The 16,170-nt window shown below is 72.6% G+C and carries 14 protein-coding genes; 7 read left to right on the plus strand and 7 right to left on the minus strand.

What is annotated here, in order from left to right:
• Window positions 1-145 precede the first annotated feature (145 nt).
• The gene (locus tag ACFWBT_RS34410) at window positions 146-829 is read right to left on the minus strand and encodes a GNAT family N-acetyltransferase (protein ID WP_385706904.1); all 684 of its coding nucleotides are present in this window, start codon (window positions 827-829) and stop codon (window positions 146-148) included.
• A gap of 248 nt (window positions 830-1,077) precedes the next feature.
• Between ACFWBT_RS34410 and ACFWBT_RS34415 the strand changes: the two genes are divergently transcribed.
• Together ACFWBT_RS34415 and ACFWBT_RS34420 are read left to right on the plus strand one after the other, a co-directional pair.
• Window positions 1,078-1,416 (plus strand): UBP-type zinc finger domain-containing protein, encoded by a 339-nt coding sequence (locus ACFWBT_RS34415; protein WP_385706894.1) that lies wholly within the window; start codon window positions 1,078-1,080, stop codon window positions 1,414-1,416.
• 331 nt (window positions 1,417-1,747) lie between these two features.
• Complete coding sequence (locus ACFWBT_RS34420) at window positions 1,748-3,943, plus strand: FUSC family protein (protein WP_385706905.1); 2,196 nt, start codon at window positions 1,748-1,750, stop codon at window positions 3,941-3,943.
• 29 nt (window positions 3,944-3,972) lie between these two features.
• Here ACFWBT_RS34420 and ACFWBT_RS34425 read toward each other — a convergent pair whose 3' ends face one another.
• Entirely contained in the window at window positions 3,973-4,413 is a 441-nt protein-coding gene (locus ACFWBT_RS34425) for an Lrp/AsnC family transcriptional regulator (protein WP_266754948.1), read from the minus strand.
• Window positions 4,414-4,458: 45 nt separating this feature from the next.
• Window positions 4,459-5,808, minus strand: coding sequence for a transaminase (locus ACFWBT_RS34430; protein WP_385706895.1), 1,350 nt, complete (start codon window positions 5,806-5,808; stop codon window positions 4,459-4,461).
• Between the two features lie 303 nt (window positions 5,809-6,111).
• On the opposite strand from ACFWBT_RS34430, the gene ACFWBT_RS34435 reads away from it, so the two are divergent.
• Window positions 6,112-6,801: a hypothetical protein gene (locus ACFWBT_RS34435; protein WP_385706896.1), complete on the plus strand. Its 690-nt coding sequence runs from the start codon at window positions 6,112-6,114 to the stop codon at window positions 6,799-6,801.
• Between the two features lie 72 nt (window positions 6,802-6,873).
• On the opposite strand, the gene ACFWBT_RS34440 is transcribed toward ACFWBT_RS34435, so the two are convergent.
• The 3 genes from ACFWBT_RS34440 to ACFWBT_RS34450 all read right to left on the minus strand — a co-directional run bounded on the left by ACFWBT_RS34440 (window position 6,874) and on the right by ACFWBT_RS34450 (window position 10,073).
• Window positions 6,874-7,026 carry a hypothetical protein gene (locus tag ACFWBT_RS34440; RefSeq protein ID WP_385706897.1) on the minus strand — a complete coding sequence of 51 codons (153 nt, stop codon included), beginning with the start codon at window positions 7,024-7,026 and terminating at the stop codon, window positions 6,874-6,876.
• A gap of 576 nt (window positions 7,027-7,602) precedes the next feature.
• A complete protein-coding gene (locus ACFWBT_RS34445) occupies window positions 7,603-8,685 on the minus strand; it encodes a dipeptidase (RefSeq protein WP_385706898.1) in 1,083 nt (360 codons plus the stop codon).
• A complete protein-coding gene (locus ACFWBT_RS34450; protein WP_385706899.1) occupies window positions 8,682-10,073 on the minus strand; it encodes an amidohydrolase family protein in 1,392 nt (463 codons plus the stop codon). The genes ACFWBT_RS34445 and ACFWBT_RS34450 overlap by 4 nt, the downstream gene beginning before the upstream one ends.
• A gap of 120 nt (window positions 10,074-10,193) precedes the next feature.
• On the opposite strand from ACFWBT_RS34450, the gene ACFWBT_RS34455 reads away from it, so the two are divergent.
• From ACFWBT_RS34455 to ACFWBT_RS34470, 4 genes are all read left to right on the plus strand, one after another.
• Window positions 10,194-11,060, plus strand: a complete 867-nt coding sequence (locus ACFWBT_RS34455; RefSeq protein WP_385706900.1) for an IclR family transcriptional regulator — start codon at window positions 10,194-10,196, stop codon at window positions 11,058-11,060.
• On the plus strand, window positions 11,057-12,007 hold the full coding sequence (locus ACFWBT_RS34460) for an ornithine cyclodeaminase family protein (RefSeq protein ID WP_385706901.1): 951 nt from the start codon (window positions 11,057-11,059) through the stop codon (window positions 12,005-12,007). The genes ACFWBT_RS34455 and ACFWBT_RS34460 overlap by 4 nt, the downstream gene beginning before the upstream one ends.
• Before the next feature lie 382 nt (window positions 12,008-12,389).
• Complete coding sequence (locus tag ACFWBT_RS34465) at window positions 12,390-13,277, plus strand: oxygenase MpaB family protein (RefSeq protein WP_385706902.1); 888 nt, start codon at window positions 12,390-12,392, stop codon at window positions 13,275-13,277.
• Window positions 13,278-13,598: 321 nt separating this feature from the next.
• Window positions 13,599-14,711, plus strand: coding sequence for a MerR family transcriptional regulator (locus ACFWBT_RS34470; RefSeq protein ID WP_385706906.1), 1,113 nt, complete (start codon window positions 13,599-13,601; stop codon window positions 14,709-14,711).
• A gap of 48 nt (window positions 14,712-14,759) precedes the next feature.
• Here the strand turns inward: ACFWBT_RS34470 and ACFWBT_RS34475 are convergent, their stop codons facing one another.
• Window positions 14,760-15,968, minus strand: coding sequence for a cysteine desulfurase-like protein (locus tag ACFWBT_RS34475; protein WP_385706903.1), 1,209 nt, complete (start codon window positions 15,966-15,968; stop codon window positions 14,760-14,762).
• Between the last annotated feature and the right edge of the window lie 202 nt (window positions 15,969-16,170).

Genomic DNA, 16,170 nt, shown 5'->3' on the forward strand with positions numbered 1-16,170 from the left:
GGTCCACGGCGTACCCGCACCGGTTCCGGCGGTCCGCCGGCCGCCGGAACCGGTTGCATCCGTCGTACGTCCGCATCTTTCCGCCAGCGGTACGCCCCGACCGGCGCGCCGAACGGGAGCGGCACCTCCCCGCACACCGGGGCGGCTACGGACGCCCGGAACTCCCCGACACCCGCACGGTGAGCGGCCGTTCGGCGTCCGCCGCCTTCTCGACCACCGTGGACCTGCCCAGGTAGGTGAGCGGACCGGGGTCCTCGACGGGGATCTCGTGGAAGCCGAGACGGTCGTAGAACGCCCGCGCGGACGTGTTGGCGGTGACCATGCCCAGATGGACGGCCCGCACCCCGCGGTCGTGCAGCGCGGTCAGGAAGGTGTCCATCAACGCCCTTCCGTGACCGCGCCGTTGGAAGTCCGGCAGCAGGTCGATGTGCAAGTGCGCCGGGTGGTCGGCGAGTTCGGGCAGGATCATGCGCTCGGGAGTGTGCAGCAGCCCGACCATCTCCTCGCTCGGCGTGCGGGGCGGTGCCGTGAGGGCGGGATAGCGGTGCGCGACGCGCGGGATCCAGATGTCGCGGAACCTCGCGACGAAGTCCGCGGTGTCCCCGGTGCCGACGACATAGCCGACCGCCCGGCCGCTCCCGTCGTCCAGGACGAAGGCCAGTCCGGGATCGAGATGACAGTAGGGCTCGGCGAAGATCGTCGGCATCAACTCCTCGTCGGGGAACCGGGCACGCGAATCCCCTCCCTCGTCCGCGGTGCTCACACAGACGTCGGCGACGGCCGCACGGTCAGTGGGCCGGTAGGCGCGAATGATCGGCAATGGGTTCATGAGCGGCATCCTGACTCCTTGGGAGCGCTCCCACAAGAGGTTCGGGCAGGACGGCCGTACAACGCGGCGCCGAGTCGGCGCCCGCCCGGCCCGGTGAAGCGCCGAGGGCCATGTCCGCGCCGGCGCACCCCGCGTGGGCCGGTCGACGGTGCACCGTGCTCTTCCGACCGGCCGGGACCGGTCGCCGCCGGCCGTCTCCCGGCCGCCCAAGGACTGCGCTGCCGTTTCCGGGCGGGGAGACTCGTCGCATGGCACCTCATGAGGCATCGGAACACGGGTGGATCGTCGCCGAGGACGGCGGCCGGCCGGAGGGGCGGAGCTGCTCGCATCTGGAGCTCGCCGTGCCCGAAGCGGGCTCCACCGACACGGGCGGCTGCGCGGAGTGCCTCGCCCAGGGCACCTCCTGGGTGCACCTTCGCGCCTGCCTGACCTGCGGGCATGTGGGCTGCTGCGACAGTTCCCGGGGCCGGCACGCGACCGCCCACTACGAGCTGTCCGGGCATCCACTGGCCCGGTCCCTGGAGGCGGGCGAGACCTGGGCGTGGTGCTACAGCGACGAGGTCTTCCTCCGCCCGGATCGGCGCTGAGTCCGCATGGTTGCGCGCGGAGGCCCGCCGGGACCGCGTGGATCCACGCCGGGCCGCGCCCCGGACGCGCGCCGAGGGCTCCGGACACCTGCCGAGACGCGGCCCGGTCGTGTCCGCTCCCCCACCGGGAACACGGCGGCACCCGTACGACGATCACGCCGACCGCGGCCGGTGAGGCTGCGAGGAACCGGTCGCCCGCGCGTGCCATGCTGGAAGTCCGGATCGTGACGTGGGAGCAGGGAAAAGCGGCAGCGTGAGGACAGTGACACGGCCGAGTCGGGCGGGGATCTGGGACCGGTTCGCGGCATCCGACCCGGGGCTCCTGCGACTCATGGCGGGACTGCGGACCGTCGGTGCCATCGCTCTCGCGCTCGCCGTCTTCGGTCTGCTCGGAACCGATGTCGGTCACATGGTGACCGGCGCCATGGCCGCCATGGTCGCCACCTTCGCCCTCAAGGAGAAGCAGCGCCGCGAACAGGCGCTCACGCTGGCGCTCGGCCTGCCCGTGGCGATCGCGGCGATGTCACTGGGCGCGCTGCTGAGCGGCCATGTCGTCGCGGGCGACGTGTTCTTCATCGTGCTCATCTTCGTCGCGGTCTACTGCCGCCGGTACGGCGATCGCGGGACGGCGCTCGGGCTGATCGGGTTCCAGGTCTACTTCGTGTCCCTCTTCGTCGGCGCCACCCCCTCCACGCTCCCGGGGCTGTGCGCGGTCCTGGCCATCGGCTTCGCCTGCAGCGCGGTGGTGCGCTTCGTCGTCGTCGTCGAGACACCCGAACGCGTCCTCACCCGGCTGCGCGAGGCGTTCCGGGCCCGCTTCGCCCAGCTGGTCTGTGCCCAGACCGAGTTGCTCGACGCCGACACCGACCACGTCGAGAAGGCGCTGGACGACGTACGGCTGCACACTCGGCGTCTGCACGAGAGCGCGATGATGATCCAGGGCCGCCTGGAGGAGGGCACCAGCGACAGCACCACCGCCTCGCTGCTCCAGCGGCGGGTGGCCGACGCCGAGATCTCCGCCGAACGGCTCGGGCTCCTCATCCTCACGGCTCGCAGCGCCGAACGCGCCGATACGCTCACCCTGCACCTGCCCCACGCGCCCTTGCCCGCACCCGGCAACCGGCTCCGGGCACAGGACGACACGACCGCGGTCCTGCGCCGTGATCTCGACGCGCTGCGGCTCCTCGTGGTCCGCCCCCTCTCCAGTGAGCACGGCACCGGACTGGCACAGGTGCGCAACCGGCTGCTCGGCTACCGGGACGAGGAGAATCTGCCGCGCGCGTCGGCGGCCGTGCAGGACGTCTTCCGCGGCATCGGAGAGGCGGCCCGCGCCGTCCTCGGCCTGCGCCTGGCGATCGACGGCCCCCAGGACGAGTCCGACGACACCCCCGAGACGATTCGTTCCCGCGAGGAACTGGATGCCGAGGACGTCGCCATCGCCGCCGAGGAGGCGGAGCTCGAAGAGCCGGACCCCAAGGGGCTGGACCGGCCCACGACCCGGGCCGCGGTGCAGGTCTCGGTGGGGTCGGCCCTGGCCATCGTGGGCGGAGAAATGCTCTCGCCTCAGCGGTGGTACTGGGCGGTGCTGACCTGCTGGGTGGTCTTCCTGAACACCTCCTCGACGGGGGAGATCATGGTCAAGGGCTATCGCCGGCTGCTGGGCACGGTCCTCGGCGTCATCGCGGGAGTCGTGCTGGCGGGTGTGGTCGGCAACCACACCTGGACGGCGTTCGCGCTGGTGCTGCTGTTGATCTTCGCCATGTACTTCACCGCCCCGCTGTCCTACATCCTCTCGTCCTTCTTCGTGACGGCGATGCTGGGACTGCTGTACACCCTGCTCAACACCTACAGCCCGGCGGTGCTCGTGCTGCGGATCGAGGAGACCGCGCTCGGCGCCGTCTGCGGGATGGTCGCGGCCGCCCTGGTCCTCCCGGTCCCCACCGACCGCCGTACGGACGAGCTCCTCGCCACGGTGCTGGTCCGGCTCGGAGACGTCAGCGACGCGGCGGTGGAGCAGTTGAGCGGCGGGGTCTCGCTCGATCTGCTGGACAAGGCCCGTGATCTGGACACGGCCCTGGATAATCTGCGGTCCTCCACCAAACCGCTGACGCACCGGATCAATCCGCTGCGGGCGCGCCGGCACACCGCCCGCTATGTCGTCGCACTGCTGGAGACGTGCGCCTATCACGCACGGACGTTGGCGGCGACGGCCGAACTCGTTCCCTACAGCAGGACGGTCGCCGCGGACCCGCGGCTCAAGCTGGCGGGCAGCCGGATCAGTCGCAACATCGATGTCCTCGTCGCACGGGTGGCGGACGACGCCGGCGACGGCGTCGCGGAGACCGGCGCGAGCCTCGCCTCCATGCTGGAGCCGCAGACACCGGACGCGCCGCGCCACGACCGCGTCACGGGCCGGGTCCTGCGGCACCTCCAGCGCCTGGACGAAGGGGTGATCGGCCTGGCCCGCCCGCTGGGGGTGCGGATCGCCACGCCCGGCGGAGAGTCGTCGCGGGACATGGCGCCCTAAAGGCCCCTCAGGGGCGGCGAGCGGTGTGCTCAGCCCACGTTCCACAGGAACCGGTGCGTGTGGATCCCGAAGTAGGGGAACGACTGCACCTGACGGACGCCCTCGATCGGCCGTACGACGTCGTTGACGAAGTCCAGCAGATCCCGCGGCCCCGGGCAGACGACCTCGGCGAACAGGTCGAAGCCGCCCGAGGTCAGGACCGAGTAGACGACCTCGGCGCGTTCGGCCAGCTCGTCGGCGACCGCTCGCGGATCGCCGTCCACGGCGATGCCGAGCAGGGCCATCGACTGACCGCCCATGCCCATCGGGTCGGTGACCCCGACCACCTGGACCGCCTGCGAGTCGAGCAGGCGTTGCAGGCGCTGGCGGGCCGCCGACGCGGAGAGGCCCACCTTGGGCCCGAGTTCGGCATAGGCGATCCGGCCGTCGATCTGCAGTTCCCGCAGGATGGCCCGGTCGATCTCGTCCACGCTGTTCCTCTCCGGCTGACCCGGTCACAAGGTTAACGGCGCCGTTCAGCCGATCAGTTCGGCCAGGGCGGCGGCGAAGACGTCGGTGTGCCGGTCCACGTCCTCCTCGGTGGTCGCCGGGCACATGAGCGCCATGTTGTGGAAGGGGGTCAGCAGGATGCCCCGGTTGGCGAGGTACAGATGGAGGAAGTCCTCCAGCTCGGTGTCGGCCGCCGCGGCCGATTCCGTTCCGGTGCGCGGAGCGGGGTCGGCGAACCGGTACTCGGTGCGGGCGCCGAGCCGGCTCACCGACCACGGCAGGGCCCGTTCCTCGATACCCGCCCTGACCCCGGCCTCGAAGCGTTCGGAGAGTTTCGCCATCGTGTCGAACGCCGCGTCGGTGAGGACGTGCTCCAGGGTCGAGCGCATCGCGGCCACGGAGAGGGCGTTTCCGGCGAGGGTGCCGCCGACGCCGCCCATGTCGACCAGGTCCAGGTCGGCGCGGCCGAGCAGCTGGTCGGCGAGTTCGGCCGAGAGTCCGTACGCGCCGGCCGGGATCCCTCCGCCGATGGCCTTGCCGATGGTGAGCAGATCCGGCTCCAGGCCCCAGGCTGCGGTGCAGCCACCGGGGCCCGCGGAGAAGGTGTGCGTCTCGTCGTTGATGAGGAGGGTCCCGTACCGGCGTGTGAGGGCGCGGACGCCCTCCAGGTAGCCCGGCTCGGGGAGCACGATGCCGATGTTGGTGAGTGCGGGCTCCATGAGGACGGCGGCGACGTCGCCGTGGGCGAGTTCGCGCTCCAGCTGGTCCAGGTCGTTGAACTCGGCGACGCGGCTGGTGAGGGTGACGTCGCAGGGGGCGCCGACGTTTCCGGGGCGGGCCGTGCCGTGCCCGTCCGGGCCGACCACGATCAGCGACTCGTCCACGCTGCCGTGGTAGCTGTAGCTGTTCACCAGGATCTTCGGGCGGCCGGTGACCGCCCGCGCCAGCCGGATGGACCAGCGGTTGGCGTCGGTCGCGGTGAGCGAGAAGCTCCAGCGCGCGAGGCCGAAGCGGCGGGTCAGTTCGGCACCCACCCACTCCGCGTCCTCGGTGGGAAGCATCGCGGTCGCGCCACCGCTCTCGGCGAACCGGGTCCGCACCGCCTCGGCCACCACTTCCGGGGAGTGACCGGCCATCGCGCCCGTGTCACCGAGACAGAAGTCGATGTACTCGTGGCCGTCGATGTCGGTGATGCGGGCGCCGCGTGCCGTGTCCAGGTAGCGCGGGAAGGCTCCCGCGGTCTTGTTCATCCAGGTCATCGGGACCCTGCCGAACAGATGATCGGCCCGCTCGTACGCGGCCCTGGACCGCGGGTTGCGGCGCTCGGCTTCGGCGCTCTCACGCGCCAGGAGCTGCTGCAGGCGACTGCGGTCCATCGAGAGACTCCTGTCGGTGAACGGATCTGCCGGTGAACGGATTCGGCAATAGTACGAACGTATACGCAGCTCCGGCAAGATGTGACGATTGATTCGCGCGTCCGGACAATCGATTCCGTTGCCTCGATGTTCGCTTCACCGACCGTCTTCCAGAACCGAACCCGGTCCAGATGCATCACAACCGGTCGGAATGAGTCAACGAGCGATCTCCTTCGTATCTCTGGATCAGCGCGGAGTCGCCATCCGAACCGGCGCGCAGTCGCCGAGGCGCGACCGGCGACAAGGAACGTCAAGGAGCAGGGCATGGCAGGGATCACGGGGCCGTCGACGTGCGCGGGACGGAGCCGGACAGTAGTCGTCGCGTCCGGTGAGGGAGCCGTGTTCGTCGACGAGAGCGGGCGCCGGCGCTCCTGGGTCCGGAGCATGGGCTGGATCGTCGCGGTCTCCTGCGTCTGCTTCGCCACGGCCCTCGCGACCCTGGTGAGCGGCAGCGACTCGGCCGCGCCCTGGCTGTCCCTGCCGAACGGGGCCCGCAAGGCGCACAAGAATCCCTCGGTCGCCGGTGGCGCGTCGCGCGTCGGTCAGCGGCCCACCGGCACGCCGTCCCCCTCGCCCGCGGACGGTACGGCCTCCCGCACGAATCCGCGCGGGCTGCCCGCCGGGCGAACGGCTCTGCCGATGGACGCCCCGGGCACCGACCGACGGGTCGGCGTCATCGGGTCCGAGGAGCGGCCGCCCGGCCACGGTGCGAGCACGGCCCCCTCGCCAGCCCCCTCGCCGAGCGGCCGGGCCGGCACGGCACGTCCGCGTACCACTCCCGCCGCGCCCGCCGGTGAGGCGTCCGGCTCGCCGACCCCCACTCCGAGCAGCACGCCCGGGGAGTCCACGCAGTCACCGGCCCCGGACCCGAGCGGCGAAACGACCACCGGGCCGGTCTCGGCCGACGGCATGCTCGCGCGGATACGGGTCACGGGGCTGCCGACGTTCGGATAGGGGACCGCAGCACCCCTCGGCCTGGACCAAACGGGCCTCGAAGCCGAAGGGAGGCCCCGGGCAGCGGCGGTCTCAGATGATGAGAAAGCGGAATCGCCCGCCGCGAAACACGTACACGGCGTAGAAACCCGCTGCCGCGGCCACCGCGATTCCGAGCAGGAATCCACCGATACGACCCGCGAACAGGCCGGCCAGGGAGATGCTCCCCACGACGACGGCGACCACGGCCCAGAAACCGCCGAACAGGGCGCGCGACAGTACTTCGCGGGCCCCCAGCGGTGCTGCGGACGGCGGAGACCCGGGTGGAGCCGACGGCGGAGACGCCGGACGCGGGGGCGCGGCCGGGCGCGGATATCCCAGTTGCGCGTAGAGGTCGGGCGTCGGGCGGTGTTTCGTGCGGCTTCCGCACCCGGGGCAGTGCGACCCCGGCTGATGCTGGTGGAAGTACGCGCATCCCGGTTCGAGACACGTCAGTTGACCGGGCCGCGCCTCCGCGACTCCGTTCGTCGGTCGTTCCACGTTCCCCCCTGATCACGGCAGCCGGAACGTACGGCCATCCATGACGGAGGAGGCTTAACACCGAACTGCGGTGGGTGAAGTCTCCCGACGGGAAACACCCACCGCAGCCCCTCGCGGAAAAGGAACGCACATCGACCGAGCCGGAGCGAATGTGATGTCTTCTCGGCCCGAATCCGCCCAGGACACGATCACTTCGCTGCCCAGGACACGATCACTTCGCCGCCCGGACGCGGCGACTGCCCGCCCCGGTCGGGGAATCGGCGCCCCTGACCCGCACATCACCTACTGGGCGGCGGCCTCCGGGGTCCACACCCGGTCGGCGTAGTCCAGGAAGTTCCCGCCGAGGATCTTCTCGATGCGCCCGGACGAGTAGCCGCGCTGTTCCAGGAGGCGGATCAACTCGCGGAACTGGTTCACTCCGCGCAGGTCGAGCACGAAGGGAAACGTGTCGTCGCGCTCCCCCGCCGCGCCGACGCCGGCCTCGCGTCGCAGGGCCACGTGCTCGGCGAGGTGTGCGCGGTAGGCGTCGAGGTCGTCGATGGAGGTGATCGTTCCGTCGGTGCCGATACCGACGTGGTCCTCACCGCACACGTCGACCGCGTGGACGATGTGCTCCACGACGTCCGCGGCCGTCGCGTGACCCGACACGTTCAGGAATGGCATGAAGTAGATGCCCACGAAGCCGCCGCGCGAGGCCACCAGGCGCAGTTCCTCGTCCGTCTTGTTGCGGGGGAGGTCGGCGACGGCCCGGCACCCGGTGTGGTTGATCGACACGGGGCGCCGCGCGGTCTTCGCGGCGTCGAGGCAGGTGCGTTCGCCGCTGTGGGACAGGTCGACCATGAGGCGGTGCTCGTCGAGGGCCTCGACCACGCTCCGGCCGAAGTCGGTCAGCCCCCGGTTGGCGGGCGCCATCGAGCCGTCACCGATGTGGTTGGCCTGGTTGTACGTGAGCTGGACGACCCGCACGCCCCGGTCGGCGAAGGTGGCGACGCGCCCGGTGTCCTCACCGACCGCGACGGCGTTCTGGAAGCCGTAGATGACGCCGATCCGGCCCTCCGCCCTGGCCCGGCGGATGTCGGCGGTCGTACGGACCTTGAGGAGGTCGGCCGCGTGGTCGCGGATGATCCCGTCCCAGACGTCGATCTCGTGCAGCGTGTGCTCGTACGGAGGCAGATCGCCCATCGTGTAGCCGAGCGTGATGTTGACGGCGGTGAGGCCCGAGGCATGGGCGTCGGCCAGGGTGCGGGCGTCGACGGTCATCTGCTCGCTGGAGGGGTTGAGCTGCGCGGCGGCCTCGGCCGACTGCGGGGCGTTCGGATTGTCGAGCTGCCCGAGCGCGTTGATGATCATGGGGAGGACGGTCATCGGGTCTCCTCGACGGGGTGGGTCGCTCCGGGCCCGTCGGCCTCGGAGGTCTGGACGCGGCCGGGCCGCCCGGCGCCGGGGGCGGTGCGCTCGAAGTCACGGCGCTCGAAGCGACGGCCGCGCTTGACGGTCAGCGCGACGCTGCGCAGATGCTCGATGTCCCGCAGCGGATCGTCCTCCAGGACGACGAAGTTGGCGAGCTTGCCCGCTTCGACGCTTCCCATGACGTCCTCCGCGCCGGCGCTCCTGGCACCGATCAGCGTGGCCGAGCGCAGCACCTGCTCGGGGGACATCCCGCAGCGGCGCACGAGGAAGGACAACTCGTCGAACAGCGCGGGGAAGGGGTCCTTGGGGTCGGTCTCGTAGTCCGTGCCGGTCGCGATGTCCACACCGGCGCGGTGCGCCTGGGCGGTGAGCGCCACGGCGAGTCCGGTGTTGGCCGCCGCCCGCGCCGCGTCCTCGGGACCTTCGCCCGCCAGGGCCTCGCTCGCCCACATGCTCGCGGTCGCGTCGAGGACGGTGCCCCGCTGCCGCATCAGGGCGAAGAGTTCCTCGATCCGGGGATCGTCACCCGCGGCGAACCGGTCGTGGTCGAACGGTGGTTTGTTCTTGTAGCTGATCAGCGGTCCGTCGGTGCCCTCGAAGGCGAGCAGGGTGACGTGCGAGACGCTGTCCGCGCCGGCGGCCACGATCTGACCGGGCGTGGCCGGGAAGACGGTGGCGTGGGCCCAGACGGGGATGCCCTGGCGGTGCGCCTCCGCGGTGATCGCGGCGACGGTGGCGTGGTCGAGGTCCGCGTACACCTTGATCGCGGCGGCATGGGTTCCGCGCGCCAGGGCGACGGCGAGCCGCAGGTCGGTGTCCTTCGTGATCGCCTGCATCCACGGCACGGCGCCAGGGGTCTCACCCTGGGACACCTGGTGGGTGCGCGGGTCGTCGAAGAAGCCGGGTCCCGCCATCAGCGCGGCGTACCGGATGTCGGGGCCGGGGATCTCGCCGACGAGCGTGGCCCGCGCGAGGTCGCCCACCTGGCGCAGGTCGTCGGCCATGTCACGGATGGCGGTGACTCCGCTGTAGACGAGCCGGCGCAGCACCGCCTCGGCGACGGGCCGGTCGGGCGGCGTCGCGATGTGCTGGTGGGCGTCGATCAGACCGGGCACGACGAAGCGGCCGTCGAGGTCGAAGACCTCGGCGTCGGCCGGCAGGTCCTCGGCGATCGCGGCGTCGTCCCCGACGGCACGGATCACCGGGCCGTCGACCACGATCGACGTCGAGTTCCGGGCCGGCCGCCCGGTTCCGTCGAACAGCGTCGCGCCGCGGTACACCGCGACGGCTCCCTTCACCGCGGGTGCGTGCGGGGCCGGTGCGCCCGAAGCCTCGTCCGTCATCTTCACCTCGTCGTAGCTCTGCCTGAGTCGTTGTTACGCTCTAGGTAACAGACGTATCGTCTCTCGCAACATGCGCTACCGTACGCTCGCATCTCACGACGCCACAAGGAGGGGTCGGAATTGCCCGCAGCACCCCGTACCGCGGTGGACAAGGCCCTGGACCTGGTCGAGGCCGTGGCCCGTGCGCCCCAGCCGCCGCGCCTCACCGACCTGGCCGAGGAGGTCGGCCTGCACCGTGCGACCGCCTATCGCGTCCTCGTCGACCTGGTCCGGCGCGGCTGGGTGCTGCGCGCCGGTGACCGCTATCTGCCCGGCACGGCGGTCCTGCAACTGTCGTCCTCGGCTGCCAGGAACTCACTCGGAGCGCTCGCCCGACCGGTGCTCGAGGCGCTGTCCGAGCGCACCGGCATGATGGTCAACCTCCAGGTTCCGGAGGTCGACCGCTCGCGCGTGATCGACGTCGTACGCCCCGACCGCCTGGCGATGATCAGCCGGCTGACCGGTGAGGCCCTGCCCGTCCACCTGTTCGCCGGTCCGCTCGCGCTCGTCGCCGCCCTCGCCCCGGCCGACCGGGTCCCCTACCTGCGCGCCGTGGAGGTGAGCGGACACCCGCTGACCGGACCCGAGGGGCTGCTGGCCGACATCGAGCGCACCGAGCGGGCCGGGTTCGCCGTCGAGTACGGGCACAACGAACAGCCGGTCGCCTCGCTGGCCCGTGCCGTGGTCACGCGTCCGGGCGCGCCGGTCTGCGCCCTCACCCTGGTCGGCCTGGGCGCGGAGTTCGACGAGGCCCGACTCCCCCTCCTGCGGGAACGACTGCGTGAGGCGACGGACGAGCTGGCGCGTATCCTCTCCGGCCCCGGAGCCCCCGAGGTCCCCCAGGCCCCCGAACCGGGCGCGTCCCGGCCCACACCCTCGTCCCAGCCCACGGCCCCCTCCCCGTCCACCTCCACCTCCACCTCCACGTCCACCGAAGGTCCGGCATGAGCGAGATCCTCTTCCTCGACGGGGCGCGGACGCGTGCCGCGCTCGATCCGCACCGCGTTCTGGACGCCGTGGCCACGGCTCTCGTCGCCATCGGCCGTGACGAGGTCTCCGTGCCCCCGCGGATCGCGGCCCACGCCCCGGGCGGCCTGCTCGGTGCCATGCCCGGGCATGTGCCCGGTCTCGGGCTCGCTGCCAAGCTCGTCTCCGTGTTCGCCGACGCGGCACGGCCCGGGCGCAGCACTCACCGGGGCTTCGTCGCGCTCTTCGACGCGACGGACGGGCGCCCGCTGGCCCTGATGGACGCCGAGCCCCTCACCGAGATCCGCACGGCGGCGACCGCCACACTGAGCGCTCGGGCCCTGGCGCGCCCGGACGGCACCCGGGTAGCCGTCGTCGGAACCGGTGCCCAGGCACGCGCCCAGATCGCGCTGCTCGCGGCCCTGGATCCCAAGGCCCGCGTCTCCGTGGCGGGCCGCGATCCGGAGCGGGTGGAGAGCGCCGCCGCTCTCCACCCCGCCGGCCGGGTCGCGCGCGACATCGAGGAAGCGGTCAGCGGCGCCGACACGGTGTTCTGCTGCACCGGCGCCGTGCGGCCGGTGATCCGTCGCGCCTGGCTCTCCCCCGGCACACACGTCAGCTCGGTGGGCGGCTCCCACGGTCCCGAGCTGGACGCGGACACCGTCCGGGACGCCCGCCTGTTCGCCGAATGGCCCGGCGCCGCCACGACCCGGCCCCCGTCCGGCGCCCACGAGTTGCAGGACCTCCCGCCCGAGCGGTCCGTGACGCTCCTCGGTTCGGTCCTGGCCGGCGAACACCCAGGTCGTCGCGACGACGGCGAACTCACCGTGTTCAAGTCGACGGGGCATGCCGCGCTGGACGTCGCCGCCGCCCACGTCGCCCACGCGGTCGCGCGGGCGGAGGCCTGGGGCACTCGTATCGCCATGTGAGCCGTACGCGAGAGAGGTACGCGAGAGAGGCACGCGTGAGCCGTCGCCGTGAGCGGAACCGGACGGCGGACCGACCGCGCGCGGTGGGCGGAGCGACGGGGCGCGGTGCTCCGGCGACGGACCGGGTCCGGCGTCGCACGGAGGCGGCCGTGGGCACTGTGGACTTTCCTCCCTGCGTTCGGCCATCCTGAACAGTGCTTCCGCTTGGGCGCGCGCAGCCTCGGAACAGCCTGTCGCGCGCGCATCCGCCAGGCTCCGCGGCGGCGAATAATCCGGGGGTCGCGCGCCAGTACGGCGCGGCCGACCGGCGCATCGTCTCGCCGGTTCCCGGCAGATCCGCGGGCCCACCCGGAGCATGACGCGGAGGGAGGCCATCGCCCCCATGAGACTGACCGGACCGGACGGTGCCGGAGTGCGGGAACGGCTGGGCAGCGCTCTGTTCTCCCGGGTCGCGGGCCCGGAGGGACCGAAGAACCGCGCGCGGATCCACGGCACGCCCGGACCCCGGTGGTTCGGCCCGGACCGCCCGATCCGCAGGGTGCACGGGGACGCGTCGATGTTCATCGGCGGGCTCTCCGCGCTGCTGCTCCAGTCGCTCCACCCGCTCGCCATGGCCGCCGTGTCCGCTCATTCCGGCTTCCGCGGGGACCCCTGGGGACGACTCCAGCGCACGAGCACCTTCCTGGCGGTGACGACGTACGGGACGGCCGAGAGCGCCCAGGAGGCCTGCGACCGGGTCCGGGCCGTCCATGAGCGGGTGCGTGGGGCGACCTCTGAGGGAACGGCGTACCACGCGGCCGATCCGCACCTCCTCGGCTGGGTCCACGTCGCGGAGATCGACAGCTTCCTGCGCGCTCATCAGCGGTACGGCGCGCGTCCGCTGTCCGCCGCCGGCTGCGACGCGTACGTGGCGGACACGGCCCGCGTCGCCACCGCGCTGGGTGTCCTGGACCCGCCGACGAACCGCGCCGAACTCACCGAGCGGCTGGCCGAGTACCGCGGCGAGGTGCGGGCGACTCCGGAGGCACGCGATGCCGCACGGTTCCTCCTGCTGAACCCGCCGTTGCCGCTCGTCGCCCGCCTCCCCTACGGGGTGCTGGCGGCGAACGCCGTGTCCCTGCTGCCCGCCTGGGCCGCTGCCGAACTACGGTTGCCCCGGCCGCAGTTGGTGGACAGCGTGTGCGTGCGTCCGCTCGGCTTCGCCTTCACCTCGGCCGTGCGCTGGGCGATGGAACCCTCACGTCGGCGAACCGCCGCCCCGGTCGCGTGACCGGCGGCCGGGCCGGCGCCCCCACCATGGCAGCGTGCTGGTCGGCCGACACGGTTCGGCGGGTGAACACCGGACCGGCGGAGTCTCCCCCGCGGGAGGCGGGGCGACGCCGTCGCCACGACGGCTCGGTTCGTTGCATCCGCCGGGCGTCCCCGCACCGAAGGAGGGGTGAGCCCGGCGGACCGGCCGGTCCCGGACGGCTCCGGAATCGAGGCGAGGCCCCGACATGATCTGCTGCCGCTGCACGCCCGGGTCCTCCACCCGCGGGCGGGGCGCCCCGCACTCCGGCGCCTCGTCCATCGTTCCCGCCGGGGCCGCCGCGTGGAACTGAGGGCCCACGAGGAGGCGGAGACCGCCGGCGTGGGCGTGACCACCGGTTTCCTGGCGCGGAAGCTCGGGGTGTCGCCCACGACGCTGCGCTCCTGGGACCGGCGGTACGGGCTGGGGCCCGCGGTACGGGCGGACGGCCGCCATCGCCGGTGGGCCCCCGACGACGTGGCGATGGTCCAGGAGATGTGCCGGCTGACCGCCGCAGGCCTGGCCCCGGCCGAGGCCGCCCGCGTCGCGAAGGAGGCGGCGCGCGGCCCTGTCACGGCAGCTCCCCTCATGGTCGCCCGCGCACTCGCGGGCATCCGGATTCCGGAGCGGTCGTCGATGTCGGCCCCGCGGCCGGGCACACCGGGGTCGGGGCAGGGCACACTCGGCACACCGGGCTCGCGGTCGGGCACCGGGCTGCCGTTGGGTGACGTGCGCCAGGAGTGCCGGGGTCTCGCGCGTGCCGCCGTCCGGCTGGACGCCCTCGCCGTCCAGGAACAGCTGACGGCCGCGGTCCGGACCCACGGTCTCATCAGGGCCTGGGAGGACGTGATGGTGCCCACCCTGCGGGCGGTGGGCCGCAAGTGGGAGTCCTCGGGCGACCGTTACGTCGAGGTCGAGCACCTCCTGTCCTGGCACGTCTCCGCCACTCTGCGGCATGTCTACGTGTCCGCGGCGAAGCACGGACGGGACACCGTGGCGCCGCCCGTGCTGCTCGCCTGTCTTCCGGGCGAGATGCACACCCTGCCCCTGGAGGCGCTCAACGCGGCGCTGGCGGAACGGCGGGTGCCCGTCCTGACGCTCGGTGGCGCCGTCCCGCCCGAAGCGCTCATGACGGCGGTGCAGCGCGTCGGCCCTTCGTCGGTCGTCCTGTGGTCGCAGACGCGGAACACGGCGAACCTGCCGCTCGCCTGTCACATCGCCGCGACGCGCTGGGGGGTGCGGGGAGCGCGGACGCGGAGCCAGGTCCTGCTCAGCGGACCTGGCTGGGGCAGGCAGTCGGGTCCGGGGCTGCTCCGCCCGGGACACCTTGCCGAGGCACTCCGTCTGATCGCCGCGCCGGAGAACCGGTCCGGCGAGGGCGACGCCGGTCCCGGACCGGCGACACCCAACACCTGATCCACCGCCTGCCCCTGCCCTGCCCTGCTCCCGCTCCTGCTCCTGCTCCTACGACCGCAGAAACGCGGCCAAGCCCTCCAGCAGCCGTTCGACGTCGTCCTTGTCGTTGTACGGCGAGAGACCGACGCGGAGACCACCGGTGTCACCGAGGCCGAGGTGCCGGGACGCCTCCAGCGCGTAGAACGATCCGGCGGGCGCGTGCACACCGCGGTCCGCGAGGAACGGATAGGCGTCGGCCGCGTCCCGGTGATCGAACGTCAGCAGCAGGGTGGGCGTGCGCTCGGCCGCCCGCGAGCGGACCGTGACGCCGGGCAGCTCGGCCAGGCCCGCCTCCAGCCGCTCGCGCAGCGCTCCCTCGTGCGCCTCGATCGCCGCGAAGGCGGACCGCAGGCGGTCTCTGCGCCCGCCCGTCGTGACCGGGGCGAGCCCGGCGAGGAGGTCGATCGCGGCGGTGGTACCGGCGAGCAGTTCGTAGGGCAGCGTTCCGAGTTCGAAGCGCTCGGGAACCGCGTCGGTGGACGGCAGCAGCTTGTCCGGTCGCAACCGCTCCAGCAGTTCCGGGGAGGCGGTCAGGACACCGTGGTGCGGGCCGAGGAACTTGTAGGGCGAGCACACGAAGAAGTCGGTACCGAGCCGCGCGAGATCCACGAACGCGTGCGCCGCGTAGTGCACCCCGTCGACGTAGAGCAGCGCCCGCGGGTGCCGGTGGACCAGACGCGAGATCCCGGCGATGTCGGGCACGGTCCCGATCAGGTTCGAGGCGGCGGTGACGGCGACCAGCCGGGTGCGCTCGGTCAGCAGCTCGCCGACCGCCGCGGGCGGGAGTTCACCCGTCACCGGATCGAAGTCCGCCCAGCGCACTCGGGCCCCGGCCCGTTCCGCCGCCTGGAGCCAGGGACGGATGTTCGCGTCGTGGTCGAGACGGCTGACCACGACCTCGTCCCCGGGCTCCCAGTCCTTCGCCAGCGCACGGGCGAAGTCGTACGTGAGCTGGGTGGCGCTGCGGCCGAAGACGACTCCGGAGGGATCGCCGCCCACCAGGTCGGCCACCGCCTGCCGGAACCCCTGGACGATTCCCTCCGCGTTCACCTCTCCCGGTGTCCAGCGCCCCCGGATCGACAGCGGACCGGTGAGCGCGTCCGCGATCGCCCCGGCGACCCGTGCCGGGGTCTGCGTTCCGCCCGGGCCGTCGAAGTGCGCGACTCCGGACAGCAGGGCGGGGATCTCGGCGCGCAGCGCGCCGACGTCGTACGTCACTCGGACTCCTCACGGGCTGCGTCGCGTCCCGCCCCGCCCGACCGGAAGGGGTCGAGCGCGGGGCGAGAGCCCGCGATCGGGCGGGCGCACAGGTTGTCCGGTGATCATCGCAGGACGCCCGCCGCGGTGGACAGGCGGGCACGGAGTCCTGGGCGCACCCCCAGGCGTCCCGGGACGCCGTAGGAGTGCTGGCCCGCGAGAC

The organism is Streptomyces sp. NPDC060027 (assembly GCF_042737005.1).
GTDB lineage: Bacteria > Actinomycetota > Actinomycetes > Streptomycetales > Streptomycetaceae > Streptomyces.